The 17,677-nt window shown below is 66.1% G+C and carries 12 protein-coding genes; 10 read left to right on the top strand and 2 right to left on the bottom strand.

Annotated elements, in window-relative coordinates; translation table 11 throughout:
- Window positions 1–6 precede the first annotated feature (6 nt).
- Entirely contained in the window at window positions 7–432 is a 426-nt protein-coding gene (locus Q0602_RS12885) for a F0F1 ATP synthase subunit epsilon (RefSeq protein WP_298843924.1), read from the top strand.
- 168 nt (window positions 433–600) lie between these two features.
- Window positions 601–1,989, top strand: a complete 1,389-nt coding sequence (glmU, locus tag Q0602_RS12890) for a bifunctional UDP-N-acetylglucosamine diphosphorylase/glucosamine-1-phosphate N-acetyltransferase GlmU (RefSeq protein WP_295040213.1) — start codon at window positions 601–603, stop codon at window positions 1,987–1,989.
- Window positions 1,990–2,359: 370 nt separating this feature from the next.
- Here glmU and Q0602_RS12895 read toward each other — a convergent pair whose 3' ends face one another.
- Window positions 2,360–3,463, bottom strand: a complete 1,104-nt coding sequence (locus Q0602_RS12895) for a DUF1615 domain-containing protein (RefSeq protein WP_298843897.1) — start codon at window positions 3,461–3,463, stop codon at window positions 2,360–2,362.
- Entirely contained in the window at window positions 3,460–4,608 is a 1,149-nt protein-coding gene (gene argE, locus Q0602_RS12900; protein ID WP_298843899.1) for an acetylornithine deacetylase, read from the bottom strand. Before argE ends, Q0602_RS12895 begins: the two co-directional genes overlap by 4 nt.
- A 283-nt stretch (window positions 4,609–4,891) precedes the next feature.
- On the opposite strand from argE, the gene kdpA reads away from it, so the two are divergent.
- The 8 genes from kdpA (at window position 4,892) to Q0602_RS12940 (ending at window position 17,633) form a co-directional block, all read left to right on the top strand.
- On the top strand, window positions 4,892–6,634 hold the full coding sequence (kdpA, locus tag Q0602_RS12905) for a potassium-transporting ATPase subunit KdpA (protein WP_298843901.1): 1,743 nt from the start codon (window positions 4,892–4,894) through the stop codon (window positions 6,632–6,634).
- Between the two features lie 23 nt (window positions 6,635–6,657).
- Entirely contained in the window at window positions 6,658–8,688 is a 2,031-nt protein-coding gene (kdpB, locus tag Q0602_RS12910) for a potassium-transporting ATPase subunit KdpB (RefSeq protein WP_298843903.1), read from the top strand.
- Window positions 8,689–8,721: 33 nt separating this feature from the next.
- Window positions 8,722–9,324, top strand: coding sequence for a potassium-transporting ATPase subunit KdpC (gene kdpC, locus Q0602_RS12915; RefSeq protein WP_298843906.1), 603 nt, complete (start codon window positions 8,722–8,724; stop codon window positions 9,322–9,324).
- A gap of 111 nt (window positions 9,325–9,435) precedes the next feature.
- Window positions 9,436–12,192 (top strand): sensor histidine kinase KdpD, encoded by a 2,757-nt coding sequence (locus tag Q0602_RS12920; protein ID WP_298843909.1) that lies wholly within the window; start codon window positions 9,436–9,438, stop codon window positions 12,190–12,192.
- A gap of 24 nt (window positions 12,193–12,216) precedes the next feature.
- Window positions 12,217–12,921: a response regulator gene (locus tag Q0602_RS12925; protein WP_298843912.1), complete on the top strand. Its 705-nt coding sequence runs from the start codon at window positions 12,217–12,219 to the stop codon at window positions 12,919–12,921.
- 115 nt (window positions 12,922–13,036) lie between these two features.
- Window positions 13,037–13,813, top strand: a complete 777-nt coding sequence (locus tag Q0602_RS12930) for a DeoR/GlpR family DNA-binding transcription regulator (RefSeq protein WP_295038520.1) — start codon at window positions 13,037–13,039, stop codon at window positions 13,811–13,813.
- Window positions 13,814–13,845: 32 nt separating this feature from the next.
- Window positions 13,846–15,729 carry a glutamine--fructose-6-phosphate transaminase (isomerizing) gene (gene glmS / locus Q0602_RS12935; protein ID WP_298843916.1) on the top strand — a complete coding sequence of 628 codons (1,884 nt, stop codon included), beginning with the start codon at window positions 13,846–13,848 and terminating at the stop codon, window positions 15,727–15,729.
- A gap of 239 nt (window positions 15,730–15,968) precedes the next feature.
- Window positions 15,969–17,633, top strand: a complete 1,665-nt coding sequence (locus Q0602_RS12940) for a ShlB/FhaC/HecB family hemolysin secretion/activation protein (protein ID WP_298843926.1) — start codon at window positions 15,969–15,971, stop codon at window positions 17,631–17,633.
- Window positions 17,634–17,677 lie beyond the last annotated feature (44 nt).

Genomic DNA, 17,677 nt, shown 5'->3' on the forward strand with positions numbered 1-17,677 from the left:
ATCGCTATGGCCACATTTCAGTGTGACATCGTCAGCGCCGAGAAGGAGATCTTCTCGGGCAACGTCGAGCAGCTCATTGCTGCCGGCGTGGCCGGCGATCTGGGTATCCTGCTCGGTCACGCGCCGCTGCTGACCGAGCTCAAGCCCGGTCCGGTGCGCGTGATTCAGGAGAGCGGCGAAGAAGAGCTCTACTACGTCACCGGCGGCTTCCTCGAAGTGCAGCCGGACGTGGTCTCGGTGCTGGCGGATACCGCCACCCGAGCCAGCGATCTCGACGAAGCGGAAGCCGAGCAGGCGCGGCAGCATGCGCTGGCTTCGCTCAACGAGAAGCAGACCGAGCTCGACTACGCGCGTGCCTCCGCCGAACTGGCCGAAGCCACCGCCCAGTTGCGCACGCTGCAGCAGCTGCGTCGCAAGGGCGGCCGCGGCTGAAGCGGCAGGCGCGTCTGCCGAGGCAAGCGCTGGTGCAGTACCCGAAGGCGACTCCCCTGGAGTCGCCTTTTTCATGGCCCGCGTTCGGGTGCGACGATCGGATTTCTGCCGGATCGCCTCGACGCGCTAGAATGACGCCCGGTTTTCACTGATCGAAGGATTGACCCCATGACACTCGACGTCGTGATACTGGCCGCCGGCCAGGGCACTCGCATGCGCTCGAAGACGCCCAAGGTGCTGCACGAGCTGGCAGGCCGCCCGCTGGTTCAGCACGTCGTCGATACCGCAGCAGGACTGGAGGGCGCGCGCCTGCACGTGGTGGTCGGCCATGGCGGAGAGTCGGTGCGGGAGACGCTGGCGAGCGCCGGTTCGATGTCCGGCGATGGCGAACTCGGCTTCTGTGAACAGACCGAGCAGAAGGGCACCGGCCACGCCGTGGCCCAGGCGTTGGACAGTCTCGGCGACGGCAAGGTGCTGGTGCTCTACGGCGACGTGCCACTAATCCAGGCTCGCACCCTCGAGACGCTGCTGGATGGCGTCGACGAGCAGCACATGGCGCTGCTGACGGTGACGCTGGACGATCCCACCGGCTACGGCCGGATCGTGCGCAACGACAAGGGCGCGGTCATCGCCATCGTCGAGCACAAGGATGCCAGCGACAAGCAGCGCGCCATCCGCGAGTGCAACACCGGCATCATGGCGATGACCGCCGCGCAGTTGCGCCGCTGGCTGCCCGAGCTTTCCGCCGAGAACGCCCAGGGCGAATACTACCTGACCGACGTGATCGCCATGGCCGCGGCCGACGGCGTCGAGGTCACCGCCAGCCAGCCGAGTTCACCGGTGGAGGTCGAAGGCGTCAACGACCGCCGCCAGCTGGCGGCACTCGAGCGCGCCTATCAGCGTCGCCAGGCCGATCGCCTGATGACCGCCGGTGTTTCGCTGGCCGATCCGGAGCGCTTCGACCTGCGTGGCGACGTTACCGTCGGCCGCGACATCCGGATCGACGTCAACGTGATCCTGGAGGGTCGGGTGACACTGGAAGACGACGTCGTCATCGGTCCCCACTGCGTGATCAAGGACTCCATCCTGCGACGCGGTGCGGTGGTGAAGGCCAACAGCCACCTGGAGGGCGCCGAGATGGGCGAGGGCAGCGACTGCGGCCCGTTCGCCCGCCTGCGCCCCGGCACGCGGCTCGGCGCCAAGGCGCATGTGGGTAACTTCGTTGAGACCAAGAACGCCTCACTCGGCGACGGCGTCAAGGCAGGGCACCTGAGCTACCTGGGCGACACCGAGATCGGCCGTGACACCAACATTGGCGCCGGCACCATCACCTGCAACTACGACGGCGCCAACAAGCATCTCACGCGAATCGGCGAAGCCGTCTTCGTCGGCTCCAACAGCTCGCTGGTCGCCCCGGTCACCATCGGCAATGGTGCCACCATCGCCGCGGGTTCGACGATCACTCGCGAAGTGAAAGATGATGAACTGGCCATCGGGCGGAGTCGTCAGATCGTCAAGCAGGGCTGGCAGCGGCCGGTGAAGATGCCGAAGTCTTGATTCATTGTCTTTGGCGCTCATTCGAGTGAAAAGAGCTCACGACTGACGAGATCCTTACGACCCTTGTCGTCGTTATTGCGAGGGGCAAGCCCCTCGCGCTCCCCTTTTTCGCGCCACAGGCTCAAGAAATCCCGAGCGATTTTCGTCAGCGCTTCGGGTCGGCGCGCAAGGACGTCTGACCGCCATGGATGGCGGAAATGCAGAAAATGCAGGAGCAATTTTCTGCCCTGTCCCGGCGCGCCTCTAGCGACATCCATGTCGCTAGACCCGGCTCGCCGAAGATCGCTCGGGTTGAGCCTGGAAGGCGCTATCGGGTGGTTTCTTTCCGGCGACTGGAGAAACTTGCCGTTCAGAATTCAAATATTGGACATCAACGCCTCATACACTGCTGCCAGCGGTCGTCGACCCGCTTGGCGAACCACGCTGTGGTCAGGTTGCGGGTGATCTTGGGGCTCTCCAGCTTGATCCCCGGCAGGCGAGCGTAGGGGATGGGCTGACCTTCCTGCTGTTCTGCCAGCGCATAGACTTTCTCGTAGAGCGCGGTCCGTTCGAATTCGAGGGAATCCTCTTCTTCCAGCGCATCGCGAATCTCGCCGTCGTCCATGCCCAGCCGATTTTTCAGCGTGCGTACCGCCAGCTCGGTCTGGCCAGCCTGGCGGGAACCGGGGATGATCAGGTCGCCGTCGAGCGCCAGCGGAATGCCGGAAAGCTGGGTCACTGCGGCCTGGAACGCGGCGTTGCGGCTGGCGTACCAGCCGGCGTTGAAGTCGGCGAAGCGGTAGATCGGCTCGTCGTAGTTGGCCGGATAGCCGAGCAGATGGGCGATGCCGAAGTAGAGCCCTCCACGGCGGGTGAAGACCTCGTGGCGGATCGAGCCGTCGATGGGGTAGGGATAGTCGTCGGCGTGCTCCTCGGCGAAGTCGACGCTGACCTGCATCGGCCCGCCCGTCTCTACCGGATTGAGACTGCCGAAAAGCTGCCGGCCCAGCGGCGCCATATCGATGAAATCCTCGAAGATTTCGCTCATCTCCCACTCTGTGGTGAGGGCATTCAGCCGCTCGTTGTAGGTCTCGCCGGTGGGGGATTCGAGATCGAGACCTGCCTGAACGAGAAAGCCGGGCACGTGGAGCGCCGCGGCGCGACGCTCGATCTCTTCGCGTGCGATACCTGACAGGTTCGGGACGACCGGATCGCCGCTGTAGGTCGACTCCTGCTCGGTGACGGCGAGCACCGAGCACAGATTCTCTCGCGTGGCCGGCAGGTTCTGGGCCGAGAACGCCGCGGTAATATCCGTCGCCCAGCCTTCGCGATCGCCGGCACTTGCCGGGATCAGTAAGACGAGTTCCTGCTTCACGCTCGCCGGGCGCTGCTCGAAGCCGGGCTGCGGTGCCTGGGTGCTACAACCGACCAGCAGCATCAGACCGAGTGCCGGCGCCCAGCGAAGCGGTGCGGGAAAGATCGTGGATCCCCTCATGCGCTGAGATGCTCCACCAGCCGCTGCATCATCGCGTCGCAACGCTCCAGCTGTTCGATGGCGATGAACTCGTCCGGCTTGTGACCCTGGTCCATGCAGCCCGGACCGCACACCACGGTGGGGATGCCGGCCTCGTGAAACAGCCCTCCCTCGGTGCCGTAGGCGACGGTGCCGAAGTCATCGCGGCCCGAAAGGGTGGCGATCAGGCGCGCCACCTCGCTTCCGGCCTCGGTGGTCAGCCCTGGGTAGGCCTGCAGCGGCTCGAAGACGATATCGGTGTTCGCCTCGGCCGCGCGCATCCGCGGGAGCAGCTCGTTGTCGGCGTAGTCGCGCATCTCGCGCTCGACCTCGTTGGCGTCGAAGCCCGGCAGCGAGCGCACTTCCCAGTCGAAGCGACACTCCGACGGCACGATGTTGAGCGCCCGGCCGCCTTCGATCACGCCGGTCTGGACGGTCGAGAAGGGCGGATAGAAGCGCTCGTCGTGATGGGCGGGATCGGCCAGGCGCTCGCCGATCTGGGTGAGCTTGGTGATCATCTTCGCCGCGGTCTCGATGGCGTTGACGCCCTCCGGGGCGTAGGCGGAGTGGCAGGGCGCGCCGTGCACGCGACAGCGCACGCCGAGCTTGCCCTTGTGGCCCAGCACCGGCTTGAGCTCGGTGGGTTCGCCGATGATGCAGGCCAGCGGCTTGTGCGGTCTGTCTTCCAGCATCGAGATGATCGAGCGCACGCCGAGACAGCCCACCTCTTCGTCGTAGGAGAACGCCAGATGAATCGGCGTTTCGAGCGTCGCCGCCTTGAAGCGGGGTACCGCCGCCAGCACGCAGGCGAGATAGCCCTTCATGTCGGTCGTCCCACGGCCGTAGAGCTTGCCTTCCCGCTCGGTCATCTCGAATGCCGGCAGCGTCCACGGCTGGCCGTCCACCGGGACCACGTCGGTATGCCCGGAAAGCACCACGCCGCCGCGATCGGCGGGGCCGATCGTCGCCCACAGGTTGGCCTTGCTGCCATCCTCGTTGTGGATAAGTTCGCTGTCGACGCCGTGCTGGTTCAAGTAATCGCGGACGAACTCGATCAGCGCGAGATTGGATTCGCGGCTGACGGTATCGAAGCCGACGAGTTTCCCGAGAAGTTCCTGACTGGTCATGATGCGCTGTCACCGGATTGTCGTTGTCGCTGAATATGTACCCATCGTCACGATGATGCCGACCCCCACCGCACAATGCCACCACCGCCGTCCTCGATTCCCGCTTTTACGCTTTCTTTACGTCTTCGCGCGAATTTCCACATCGAATTTTTACGCCCCTCGACTCGACACTGAGCGCCTCTCGAACGAGGAGGTAACCCATGTCCTACCTGATGCTGGCGATCGCCCTAATGACGGCCGTCTATCTGCTGGCGACGCTGTGCTGGCCGGAGCGATTCTAGCCATGAACGCGATGACGCTCTGCTACGCCCTGCTGATCGGATTGGCGCTGCCCCTGGGTCTCTACATGGGCCGAGCGCTGGATACGGATCGATCCACCGTCATGGATCGTCTCTTTGGGCCGGTGGAATCGGTCCTGATGCGCCTGGCCGGCGTCGACCGACAGGCGTCGATGACCTGGTCGGCCTATCTGCTGGCCGTGTTGAAACTTCACCTGCTGCTGATCGGGCTGGCTTGGCTCATCTTCATGGGCCAGGGCCTGCTGCCGCTCAACCCCGATGGCATCCCCGGCATGAGCTGGGATACGGCGCTTCACACCGCGGTCTCGTTCGCCACCAACACCAACCAGCAGCACTACTCGGGCCAGGCGCAGCTCTCCTACCTGAGCCAGACGTTTGCCATCGTCACGCTGCAGTTTGTGACCCCGGCGACCGGGCTGGCGGTGCTGCTCGCCATCTCGCGCACGCTGCTCCGGCGCCAGACCACCAGCACGACCGTCAGCACCAGTACGCCCGCCGGGCGCGGGGTGGGCCACGACTCGGTCGGTCACTGCTCGGTCGGTCATTACTACGTCGATCTCACCCGGATCGTGGTGCGGGTGCTGCTGCCGCTGTCGCTGATCGTGGCGCTGCTGCTGGTGTGGCAGGGCGTGCCGGCGACCTATCACGGCGCCCAGAGCGTGACGATGCTCGACGGTGGCACGGCGCAGGTGATTCCGCGCGGTCCGGTGGCGCCGATGGTGGCGATCAAGCAGCTGGGTACCAACGGCGGCGGCTGGTACGGCCCCAATTCGACCATGCCGCTGGAGAATCCCACGGGGCTTTCGAACCTGATCGAGACGATCTCGCTGTTGCTGATTCCGGTGGCGTCGCTGATCGCGGTGGGCGTCATCAGCGGCCGTCGCCGGCTGATGATAGGCATCGGCGCGGTGATGATCGCGTTCTCACTGATCACCACCAGCCTGATCGTGGTCTCGGAACGCCTGCCCAACGCCGCGCTGAGCGGTCTCGTCGTGGACGGCAGCCCCAACCTGGAAGGCAAGGAGGTGCGTTTCGGCAGCGATCTCTCCGCGCTGTGGGGCAGTTGGACGACGCAGACCTCCAACGGCTCCGTCAACGCCATGCACGACAGCTTCAACCCGCTGGGCGGGCTGGGCCTGCTGATGGACATGTTCGTCAACGTCACCTTCGGCGGCATCGGCGTGGGTCTGATCGGCTATCTGCTCTATCTGATGCTGGCGGCTTTCATCGGCTCGCTGATGATCGGCCGCGCCCCGGAGCTGTTCGGCAAGCCGCTGGAGACCCGCGAGATGCGCTGGATCTCGCTGGCGATCCTGGCGCAACCGCTGATCATCCTCGGATTGACCGCCGCCACCGTGACGTTCCCCGCCCTGACCGGCAACTCCAACCCCGGCTTTCATGGCCTCTCCCAAGTGCTCTACGAATATACCTCGGCGTTCGCCAACAACGGCTCCGGCTTCGAAGGGCTCGGTGACGCCACGCCCTGGTGGAACCTGACCTGCGTGTTGGCGCTTGGGGTCGGCCGCTTCCTGCCGATGCTGGTGCCGCTGGCGGTGGCCGGCTGGCTGGCCGAGAAACGCACGGCGCCGCAGGGGCGCGGCACCCTGTCGCTGGAGAGCGGGGCCTTCGTCGGGCTGACCGCCGGCGTCATCGTCATCGTCAATCTGCTCGGCTTCCTGCCCGCCCTGGTGCTGGGGCCGATCGCCGAACAGCTGACCCTGCCGTGATCAATCGAATCGAGGAGAGCGACATGACAACGAGGCAATCACGGGAAGCATCGCCCGGTCTGCGTATTCAACCGCTGATGCTGTTGGGAGAGTCCCTACGCCGCTTGAATCCGCGCAGCCTGGCGCGCAACCCGGTCATGGCGGTGGTCGCCATCGGCACCCTGGTCTGCGCGCTCTACACCGGCATGGCGATCGACGCCGGACGCGCTCAGGCCGTCTTCGCCTCGATCGTGACGCTGATCCTGCTGGCCACGGTGCTGTTCGCCAATGCCGCCGAGGCGATGGCCGAGGCCCGGGGCAAGGCCCATGCCGGCAGCCTGCGTGCCACCCGGGGCGAGTTGACGGCGCGGCGTGTGACCCAGAGCGGCGAAGAGACCGTGGCCGCCGATCGGCTGCGCCGGGGCGATCGCGTCCGGGTGGTCGCCGGCGAGCTGATTCCTGCCGACGGCGAGATCGTCCAGGGTGCCGGTTCGATCAACGAGTCGGCCATGACCGGGGAGTCCGCGCCGGTGCTGCGCGAGGCGGGCACCGACAACAGCGGCGTCAGCGCCGGTACCAAGCTGCTCTCCGACGAGCTGATCGTCGAGGTCAGTGTCGACCCCGGCGAATCGCTGCTCGACCGCATGATCGCGCTGGTGGAAGGTGCCAGCCGCCAGAAGACGCCCAGCGAGCTGGCGCTGTCGGTACTGCTCTCCACGCTGACGCTGGTGTTCCTGATCGTCGTGGTCACGCTGGTGCCGATGGCGCTGTTCGTGGGGATCGAGACCTCGACGGTGATGCTGGTGGCGCTGCTGGTGTGCCTGATTCCCACCACCATCGGCGGTCTGCTGCCGGCCATCGGCATCGCCGGCATGGAGCGGGCGATGCGCGCCAATCTCATCGCCAAGTCGGGCAAGGCGGTGGAGATCGCCGGCAGCATCGACACCCTGCTGCTCGACAAGACCGGCACCATTACCCTGGGCGACCGTCGCGCCACCGAATTCGCCCCCTGCCACGGGATCGACCTGGTGCGGCTGCGGGAGGTTGCCGGCCTCTGCTCGCTGCAGGATCCGACCCCGGAAGGGCGCTCCATCGTCGTGCTGGCGAATGAGCAGGGCGCGACCCTGGCCGCACCGCAGGATGCCGAGGTGGTGCCGTTTTCCGCCATGAGTCGGGTCTCCGGGCTCGACTTCGCCGATGGCCGCCGCTGGCGCAAGGGCGCGCCCAACGCCATTGCGCGGCAGGTGGAGGAAGCCGGCGGTCGGGTGCCGGCCGATTTCGAGACGCTGGTCGAGCGCATCTCGCGCCACGGCGCCACCCCGCTGGCGGTGGCGGAGGGTAACGTGCTGCTGGGGGTGATCGCGCTCTCGGACGTGATCAAGTCGGGCATCGCCGAGCGCTTCCAGCAGCTGCGCGAGATGGGCGTGAAGACGGTGATGATCACCGGCGACAACCCGATCACCGCTGCCGCGATCGCCGCCGAAGCCGGTGTCGACGACTACATCGCCGAAGCGACGCCGGAGCGCAAGCTCGAACTGATCCGCGAGGAGCAGGCCGCCGGTCGGCTGGTGGCGATGATGGGCGACGGCACCAACGACGCCCCGGCGCTGGCCCAGGCGGACCTGGGCCTGGCGATGAACTCCGGCACCCAGGCGGCGCGGGAGGCGGCCAACATGGTCGATCTCGACTCCGACCCCGGCAAGCTGCTCGAGGCGGTGGAGATCGGCAAGCAGCTGCTGATCACCCGCGGCGCGCTCACCACCTTCTCGTTGGCCAACGACGTCGCCAAGTACTTCGCCATCCTGCCGGCGATCTTCGCCGCCAGCGTGCCGGCGCTGGGCGCCCTCGACGTGCTCGATCTGCACTCGCCCGAGTCCGCGGTGCTGTCGGCGGTGATCTTCAACGCCCTGGTGATACCGGCGCTGATCCCGTTCGCCCTGCGCGGCGTGCGGTTTCGCGCCGCCGCCGCCAGCGCCATGCTGCGACGCAACCTGCTGATCTACGGCCTCGGTGGCCTACTGCTGCCGTTCCCGGCGATCAAGCTGATCGATCTGTTCGTCGGGCTGTTTTTCTAGCCCGATCTTCTCTTGCTACCGGAGGTTCTCGACATGTCAGTCACCTCGTCTCCGAGAGAGGCCGCCCGCGATAGCGCCAGCCGCACCGGCGTATTGACGGCCCTTCGTTTCACCCTGCTCATGGCGGTGCTGCTCGGCCTGCTCTATCCGCTGGTCGTCGTCGGCCTGGGACAGCTCGCATTTCCCCATCAAGCCAACGGTAGCCTGCTGAGCGACCGCGAGGGCCGCATCGTTGGCTCGGCCCTGGTCGGGCAGCGATTCACCAGCGAGCGTTACTTCCAGGGCCGGCCCTCGGCGGTGGACTACGCCTCCGACGCGGTCGCCGGCTCCAACCTGGCGCCGAGCAACCCGGCGCTGCGTGAACGTGCCGAGGCGGACGCCCGGCGGATCGAGACTCGCGACGGCGTCGAGCCGGGCCGGATCCCGGTGGATCTGCTGACCGCGTCCGGCTCTGGGGTCGACCCGGACATCAGCCCCGCGGCGGCGGCCATCCAGATCGATCGCGTCGCGCGCGCCCGTGGCCTGTCGCCCTCGGCTGTCACGGCGCTGGTGGAGCGCTATAGTGACAGCGGCGGGCTCGATCAGCCGACGGTGGACGTGCTGGGACTCAATCTGGCGCTGGATTCCCTCGAGTGACGTCGTCACGCAAGCAAGCGACGCCGAAACGCGGGCGGATGATAGCGAAACGCGCCTTTCGCGCCGACGGGGGCGAGATCGAAGGCCGAGCGGGACGTGGGAGTTCGAGCGATGAGTGATTCTCGTGCGGTGCGGCGTCCCGATCCGGATGCCCTGTTGGCAACCACCCGGCCCCAGGCCGGTGGGTCGTTGCGGATATTCCTCGGCGCCGCCCCCGGCGTGGGCAAGACGAGCGCCATGCTGCGCACCGCGCGGGAGCGCTTCGACGCCGGTATCGACATCCTGCTGGGGGTCATCGAGGCGCATGGCCGCGAGGAGACCGAACGCCTGTGCGACGGCCTGCCAAGTCTGGCGCTGACGCCCAGAGAGCGCCATGGGCGCACCTTCCATGAATTCGATCTCGACGCGGCGCTGGCGCGTCGGCCCGCCGTGCTGCTGGTCGACGAACTGGCCCATCGCAATATCCCCGGCGGTCGCCATGCCCGGCGCTGGCAGGACATCGAGGAGCTGCTCGAGGCGGGCATCGATGTCTGGACCACCCTCAACGTCCAGCATGTCGAGAGTCTCAACGACGACGTGGCGCGGATCACCGGTATCCGTATGCGCGAGACCGTGCCCGACCGCCTGATCGGCCGGGCCCGGGATCTGTCGCTGATCGATCTCACGCCGCCGGAGCTGATCGAACGGCTCCAGCAGGGCAAGGTCTACGTGCCGGAACAGGCCCGCACCGCGCTGGAACACTATTTCTCGCCGGGCAATCTGACCGCGCTGCGCGAGCTGGCGCTGAGGGTGATGTCCGAACGCCTGGATGCCGACGTCCGTCAGGTGATGGATGCCAGCGGCGTTGCCGGGCCCTGGCCGGTCAGGGCCCGGCTGCTGGTGGTGGTGCAGGGCAAGCGCGGCGACCACGCCGTGCTGCGCGCCGCCAGTCGCTGGGCGCAGCGGCATCAGGCCCCGTGGCAGGCCGTGCAGTTGAGCCCGCTGCGGGAAATCGATCCCGGCGCCGCCGGCGAATCGAGCAATCTGCGTCAGCAGGCCGAACGGCTCGGCGGCAGTTGGGAGACCCTCCGTGGCGACGATCCGATGGCGGAGCTGCTCGACCATGCCGCGCGTCACAACATCACCGCGCTGATGATCGGACGAGGGACATCCCGACGACCCCGAGGATGGCTGCCGGGCTGGCGGCCCCCGCTGGTCGATCGTCTGCTGGCGTCTCGCCCGCCGTTCGATCTGATCGTGCTGGCCGGCGACGAGAGCCCTTCGTCGCGCGCTCGGCCGCGCTGGCAGTGGCCGTCGGCCCGCGAATGGCTGTGGCCGCTGGCGGGTACCGGCTTGGCCGCGCTGGTGGCGCAGCTGCTCTCCACCCAGGTGGAACTGGCCAACCTGTCGCTGATCTTCCTGGCCGCCGTACTCGCCAGTGCGCTGCGTGCCGGCACACGCTCGGCGATGCTGGCGGTGGCGCTCAGTACCCTGGCCTACAACTTCCTGTTCACCGAGCCGCGTTTCACCCTGGCGATGATTCATCAGGACCAAATCCTGACGCTGCTGATCTTCCTGCTGGTGGCGGTGGTCGCGGGGCAGCTGGCGGGCAAGGTGCGCCGGCAGTTGCGGGAACTGCGCGAGAGCCGGCACCAGATCCAGGAGATGCTGTCGGTATCGCGCTCGCTGGCGAGTGCCGCCGATCACGCCCACGTTCGCGAGATCGCGCTCAAGGCGCTGGCCGACTATCTCGCACTGCCCTGCGTGTTCGTCGAGAGCGACGACCCCGCCGGTGCGCCTCGTGTCACCGGGTCCTACCCGGGCGAGATCGGGCTGGAGTCGCCCGCTCTCCAGGCCGCGCGCTGGACACACCAGCACGGCCGGCCGAGCGGGCACGGCACCCAGACGCTCGGCGCGCAACGCTGGCGGTTCCTGCCGATCCGGGAGAACGACACGCTACGCGGCGTGCTGGGGCTGGCGCTGGGCGACCGCGAACGTTCGCTCGATGCCGCCGAGGAGGCGCTGGTCGACAGCCTGGTCAATCAGCTGGGCAGCGCGCTGGCTCGCACGCGGCTGGTCGCCGATCTCGGCGCCGCGCGGCTGGCGGAGGAGAACGAACGCCTGCGCTCGGCGCTGCTGTCGTCCGTCTCCCACGATCTGCGCACGCCACTGGCCTCGATCATCGGCTCGGCCAGTTCGCTGCGCGAGCTCTGGTCGCAACTGGACGAAGCCGACCGCCAGGAGCTGCTCGACGGCATTCTCAGTGAAAGCGAGCGCCTCAACCGCTACATTCAGAACCTGCTCGACATGACGCGGCTGGGCCACGGCGGGCTGAAGCTGGAACGGGACTGGGTGGCGCTGTCGGATATCGTCGCCTCGGCGCTCAAGCGTCTCGGCTCCGTGGTAAAGCCCCTCGCCGTCGAGCGTCATCTCGCCGCCGACCTGCCGCTGCTCTACGTGCATCCGGCGCTGGTCGAACAGGCGCTGATCAACGTGATCGAGAACGCCGCGCGGTTTTCCCCGCCGGGCGGGCGGCTGCGCATCACCGGCGACAGGGAGGGCGACCGGATCGTGATCCACGTCAGCGATCAGGGCCCGGGCATCCCGGAGGCGCTGCGCGAGCGCATCTTCGACATGTTCTTCAGCGGCGGCGAGGGGGATCGCGGCCCCCAGGGCAGTGGCCTGGGCCTCGCCATCTGCCGCGGCATGATCGGTGCCCACGGCGGCGAGATCAGCGCCGGTCCGGCGGATTGGGGCGAGGGCACCGACATCCGCATTGCCCTGCCGATCTGGGAGCCGGCGGCCAGCGAGACGTCGTCGGGAGAGAGCCCTCAGCCTGAAAAGCGCCCTCAGCCGAAAGAGAATCATCAGCCTGAAGATAACCACTAGTCGGAAGAACCCCAAGGAACGGCAATGATCGAGTCCACCAGCGGCCAGCGCGGGCCGCGCATCCTGTTGATCGAGGATGAGCACCAGATCCGGCGCTTCATGCGCATCAGCCTGACCTCCCAGGGGTTCGAGGTGATCGAGACCGAAGACGGTAACGCCGGCATCGCGGCGTTCAACCGTCAGCGCCCCGATCTGGTACTGCTCGACCTGGGGTTGCCCGATATCGACGGCATGGAAGTGCTCGATGCGCTGCGCGCCCAGAGCGAGGTGCCTGTGCTGGTGGTGTCGGTGCGGGCCAGCGAAGCGGAGAAGGTCGCCGCGCTGGATGCCGGCGCCAACGACTACATCACCAAGCCGTTCGGCATCCAGGAGCTGCTGGCCCGGGTGCGGGCCGCGCTGCGCACCACGGCGCCCGGCACCCCCGGTGAAGGCATCGAGCTCGGCGACGTGGCCATCGATCTGGCCAGCCGCCGGGTCACCCGCCACGGCGAGACCGTTCATCTCACCCCACGGGAATTCAGCGTGCTGGCCTACCTGGCGCGCCAGCCCGACCGGGTCATCACCCAGCATCAACTGCTGGCGGACATCTGGGGACCGGTCCACGTTCACGATACGCACTACCTGCGCATCGTCGTCAGCCGCCTCCGGCAGAAGCTCGGCGACGATCCCGACGATCCGCATCTGATCCAGACCGAGGCCGGTATCGGCTATCGCCTGCTCTCCCGCTGACTGAAGTGCTCGCCGGCACTCGCTCTCCCTTGACGGCAAGAGAGAAATCGGTTTTGATTCGCATCTATTATCTTTCGAATCGAAACTTTAAAACCGGATTTCGAAATTTATTGCCATGCCCAAACGCGATACCGCCCAGCGCCGTCACGCCATCCTGGCCTACGTCAACGAACACGGAGAGACCCCGGTCGAGACACTGGCGAGCCGCTTCGCGATCTCCGAAGTCACCATCCGCAAGGATCTCAATACGCTCGAGCGCAGCGGCCTGCTGCTGCGGCGCTACGGCGGCGCGGCACCGCTGCCCCAGGAGATGCTCGCCGAACCGGCGCAGGTACTCTCGCCCTACAAGCAGGCCATCGCCCGGGCGGCTCGGGCGCGGATCCGCGAGCACAACCGGATCATCGTCGACAGCGGCACCACCACCGCGGCGCTGATCGGCGAGCTGGGCGGCCTGCGCGGACTGGTGGTGATGACCAATTCGCTGGCCGTTGCTGGGGCGCTGCGTGAGCTGGAATCGGAACCGGCACTGCTGATGACCGGCGGCACCTGGGATCCGCACTCGGAATCCTTCCAGGGCCAGGTCGCCGAGCAGGTGCTGCGGGCCTACGACTTCGATCAACTTTTCGTCGGTGCCGACGGTATCGACCTCGAACGCGGCACCACCACCTACAACGAGCTGTTCGGCCTCACCCGAGTAATGGCCGAGGTCGCCCGCGAGGTGGTGGTGATGGTGGAGGCCGACAAGATCGGCCGCCGCATCCCCAATCTGGAACTGCCCTGGGCGCGCATCGACACGCTGGTCACCGACTGGCGACTCGACGATGCCACGGCGGCTGCCATCGAACGCCACGACGTGGCGCTGGTGGTCGCCGAATCGCCCACGGGCCAGTAAGACGGACAACGAACTCTGTAAAGGTATCGACTATGTGTGGAATCGTCGCCGCGTTGGCCGCGCGTAACGTGCAGGGCATTTTGCTGGAGGGGCTGAAGCGGCTCGAATATCGCGGCTACGACAGCGCCGGCATGGCGGTGTTGAACGCCGATGGCGTGCTGGCTCGCCAGCGCGCCAAGGGCAAGGTCGCCGCCCTCGAGGAGAAGCTCGCCGAGCGTGCCCTGAGCGGCGCCATCGGTATTGCCCACACCCGCTGGGCGACCCACGGCAAGCCTTCCGAAGTGAACGCTCACCCGCACCTGGCGCGGGAGCGCCTGGCGATCGTCCACAACGGCATCATCGAGAACTACGAGCCGCTCAAGCGCGAGCTGGAAGCCGAGGGCGTGACGTTCGAATCGGAGACCGACACCGAGGTCGTCGCCCACCTGATCGACCGCGCCTTTCGCCATCAGCACGGCGCCAATCCGGACGGTGGCGAGACCGGCGATCTGCTGGCGGCGGTGCAGGCCACCCTCGACCGTATCGACGGCGCCTACGCGCTGGCGGTGATGCACTCAGACGCCCCGCGCGAGATCGTCGGCGCCCGCAAGGGCAGCCCGCTGGTGGTCGGCGTCGGCATCGACGAAAACTTCCTGGCCTCCGATGCGCTGGCGCTTCTGCAGGTCACCGACCGCTTCATCTATCTGCAGGAGGGCGACGTGGTACGCCTGTCCGATGCCCGCGGTATCGAGATATTCGCCGCCGACGGTCAGCCTGCCGAGCGTGACGTGCACACCTTCGAGCACGGCGACGGCGCCGCCAGCCGCGGCGAGTATCGCCACTTCATGCTCAAGGAGATTCACGAACAACCGGCGGTGATCGCCGCCACCCTGGAGGGCCGATTGAGCGGCTCCCACGTGCTCGAGAGCAGCTTCGGTGTCGGCGCCAGGGCGCTGTTCGAGCGGGTCAAGCAGGTGCATATCGTCGCCTGCGGTACCAGCTATCACGCCGGCATGGTGGCGCGCTACTGGCTCGAGAAGCTCGCCGGCCTGCCGACCACGGTCGAAGTCGCCTCCGAGTATCGCTACCGCGAGGTGGTGGTGCCGGAAAATACCCTGTTCGTGACGCTCTCCCAGTCCGGCGAGACCGCCGACACCCTGGCGGCGTTGCGCTATGCGAAGAGCCGTGCCAAGAGCCGTGACAAAACATCGGGTTATCTGGGGACGCTGGCGATCTGCAACGTGCCCGGCAGCTCGCTGACGCGGGAATCCGACCTGGCGCTGATGACCCAGGCCGGCCCGGAGATCGGCGTCGCCTCCACCAAGGCATTCACCACCCAGCTCGTCGCCCTGATGCTGCTGACGCTCTCGCTACGCAAGTCTCGCGGCGATGAGCGCGAAGCGGTTTTGGTTCAGGCGCTACGCGGCCTGCCGGCGGTTCTCGACAACGCGCTGGCCATGGACGGGCCGATCGCCGAACTGTCGGAAGCCTTTGCCGAGAAGCACCATGCGCTGTTCCTGGGGCGCGGCACCCAGTTCCCGATCGCCCTGGAAGGCGCACTCAAGTTGAAGGAGATCTCCTATATCCACGCCGAGGCGTACCCGGCCGGCGAGCTCAAGCACGGCCCGCTGGCGCTGGTCGACGCCGACATGCCGGTGGTCGCCGTCGCCCCCAACGACGAACTGCTGGAGAAGCTGAAATCCAACCTGCAGGAAGTGCGTGCCCGGGGCGGCGAGCTGTTCGTGTTCGCCGATGAAGGCGTGGCGCTGACCGCCGCCGATAACCTGCGCGTGCTCCACGTACCGGCTGTGGATGAATTGCTCGCGCCCATCGTCTACACCCTGCCGCTGCAGCTGCTCTCCTACCACGTCGCCGTGCTCAAGGGCACCGACGTCGACCAGCCGCGCAACCTGGCCAAAAGTGTGACCGTGGAATAGCGCGTCACGGTGGAGTAGCGCGTCACGGTGGCGTGCGCAAGAGCCGAGCAGAGCCAGAGTACTCGGCTCCCCTGATGTAATCGTTTTGCGCCAATTTCTGTAAGAGATTGGCGCTTTTGCCCTATTCGTTTCAAGCGACAGTGTAACTGGCCGTTAATGATTTTTGCGTTTAGCAAAAACCAGGGGCCTGATCGGTGCTTGTCCGTCTTATTTTTGCAGCCAGTCTTTCCTTCATCGTCATGACGGGGGGATGGCCGACTCTCGCCGTGGGCGACGACGAGCGAATGACGGGTAACGTCAATTTCGAACTCGACGAATCCCAGCGTCGACTCGAACAACAGAAACGGCGGCTCGAGGCTCTCGATCGCCTGCCTGAGTCTGAACCCGCCTCCCGAACTTCGCCCTCACCATCGGCGGAAAAGCCCTGCCTTCCCATTCATGAAGTCGACATGGAAGGCGTCACACTGCTGAACTCACGGGAGAGGCGGGCACTGGCCGACGGCATTCGCGACCGGTGCGCGACCGCGGACGACCTCAACGAATTGCTGAGGGACATCACCCAGGCCTATCTCGATCATGGCTACGTCACCTCCCGCGCCTATCTTCCCCAGCAGGATCTCTCCAGCGGACATCTTCGTGTCATTGTCGTCGAAGGACGAATAGAAGCTTTCTCTTACCAGCACGACGATATATCCGACACGGAACTGACGATGGCCTCCCCGGTAGAACCGGGGGCCCTGCTCAATATCCGGGATCTGGAGCAGTTGATCGATCAGTTGAATCGACTGCCCTCCAATCAGGCAAGACTGGCGCTTCGGCCTGGTGATGAAATCGGTGGCAGCGTGGTCGGTATCGACAACGCTCCGGGGCGCCCGCTGCACGTGTCGCTCGGCCGCAACAACGGCGGCAGCCAAGGCACCGGGGAGCAGCAATGGCAGGCAGGGGTACGCTGGGACAGCCCCCTCGGATTAGCCGACCAGTTGACGTTACAACTCGGGCAGGCCGTGACCCGCCGTGACGATGCCGACTCCGACAGTCGTTATATCCGATACGAAGTGCCCTACGGTTACTGGACTTTCGATTACAGCTACAGTCGAAGCCAATACCGCACGCACGCGGAAGCCAATGGCTTCATCTTTGCGCTCGATGGCATCAGTGAAAAGCATGCGATAGGCATCGAGCGGGTGATACTCCGCAACCGCACCAGCAAGACCGGCGTCAGGGTCGGGCTCAGCAAGTCGTCGACGCGTAACAACATTGACGGTACCCGCATCGAGGTCAGTAGCCAGGAGCTCAGTGAGCTGGAACTGGGGATCAATCATGGGCGCCGAGTGGGCAGTGCGCTGATCAACTTCGATTTGGGATGGCAGCATGGCCTGACGAGCTTCGGCGCGCAGAGAGACGGAGATCGATCCGCTGCCGAACCTTCTGCCCAGTATCGCAAGAACACCCTGGCGCTCAGCTACTGGCAGCCATTCTCCCTGTTCGACCAATCATTGAGTTTCACGAGCTTTGCCTATGGGCAATGGAGCCACGATGTGCTCTACAGCCCGCAACGGCTGACCATCGGTGGCGAGAGCACCGTACGTGGCTTCAAGGAGCAGTCGCTCAGCGGTGACAGCGGTGGCTACTGGCGCAACGAGATCGGCTGGCGACACCCCTTCGATATCGCCAGACCCCTATTCGATACCTGGAACCTGTCGTTGGCTTATGACGCTGGGGTCATTCGTCACGGCCAATACAACCCGGAGCTCCATGGCCGGATGAGTGGATATGCGCTCTCGCTGGGGCTGAGCGGTAAGCACCTCTCGGCGAATGTCAGCTTTGCTCACTCGCTGGAACGGCCAGCCGTCATCGCTTCCAGAGAGACCCCCGTTTATTTCGACATCCGGCTCGATATCTGAGCGCCGGTCGATGTAGCCGGTGAATGGCAAGAAAAAGTCAAGAA

Source organism: uncultured Salinicola sp. (assembly GCF_937921195.1).
Classification (GTDB): Bacteria; Pseudomonadota; Gammaproteobacteria; order Pseudomonadales; family Halomonadaceae; genus Salinicola.

Excerpts from the sequence above, each read along its gene's own strand:
- Q0602_RS12920 (WP_298843909.1), top strand. The coding sequence starts at position 9,436 with ATGAGTGATTCTCGTGCGGTGCGGCGTCCCGATCCGGATGCCCTGTTG.
- Q0602_RS12940 (WP_298843926.1), top strand. The coding sequence starts at position 15,969 with ATGACGGGGGGATGGCCGACTCTCGCCGTGGGCGACGACGAGCGAATG.
- kdpC (WP_298843906.1), top strand. The coding sequence starts at position 8,722 with ATGTCAGTCACCTCGTCTCCGAGAGAGGCCGCCCGCGATAGCGCCAGC.
- Q0602_RS12895 (WP_298843897.1), bottom strand. The coding sequence starts at position 3,463 with ATGAGGGGATCCACGATCTTTCCCGCACCGCTTCGCTGGGCGCCGGCA.
- glmS (WP_298843916.1), top strand. The coding sequence starts at position 13,846 with ATGTGTGGAATCGTCGCCGCGTTGGCCGCGCGTAACGTGCAGGGCATT.
- kdpB (WP_298843903.1), top strand. The coding sequence starts at position 6,658 with ATGACAACGAGGCAATCACGGGAAGCATCGCCCGGTCTGCGTATTCAA.
- kdpA (WP_298843901.1), top strand. The coding sequence starts at position 4,892 with ATGAACGCGATGACGCTCTGCTACGCCCTGCTGATCGGATTGGCGCTG.
- argE (WP_298843899.1), bottom strand. The coding sequence starts at position 4,608 with ATGACCAGTCAGGAACTTCTCGGGAAACTCGTCGGCTTCGATACCGTC.
- Q0602_RS12925 (WP_298843912.1), top strand. The coding sequence starts at position 12,217 with ATGATCGAGTCCACCAGCGGCCAGCGCGGGCCGCGCATCCTGTTGATC.
- glmU (WP_295040213.1), top strand. The coding sequence starts at position 601 with ATGACACTCGACGTCGTGATACTGGCCGCCGGCCAGGGCACTCGCATG.
- Q0602_RS12885 (WP_298843924.1), top strand. The coding sequence starts at position 7 with ATGGCCACATTTCAGTGTGACATCGTCAGCGCCGAGAAGGAGATCTTC.
- Q0602_RS12930 (WP_295038520.1), top strand. The coding sequence starts at position 13,037 with ATGCCCAAACGCGATACCGCCCAGCGCCGTCACGCCATCCTGGCCTAC.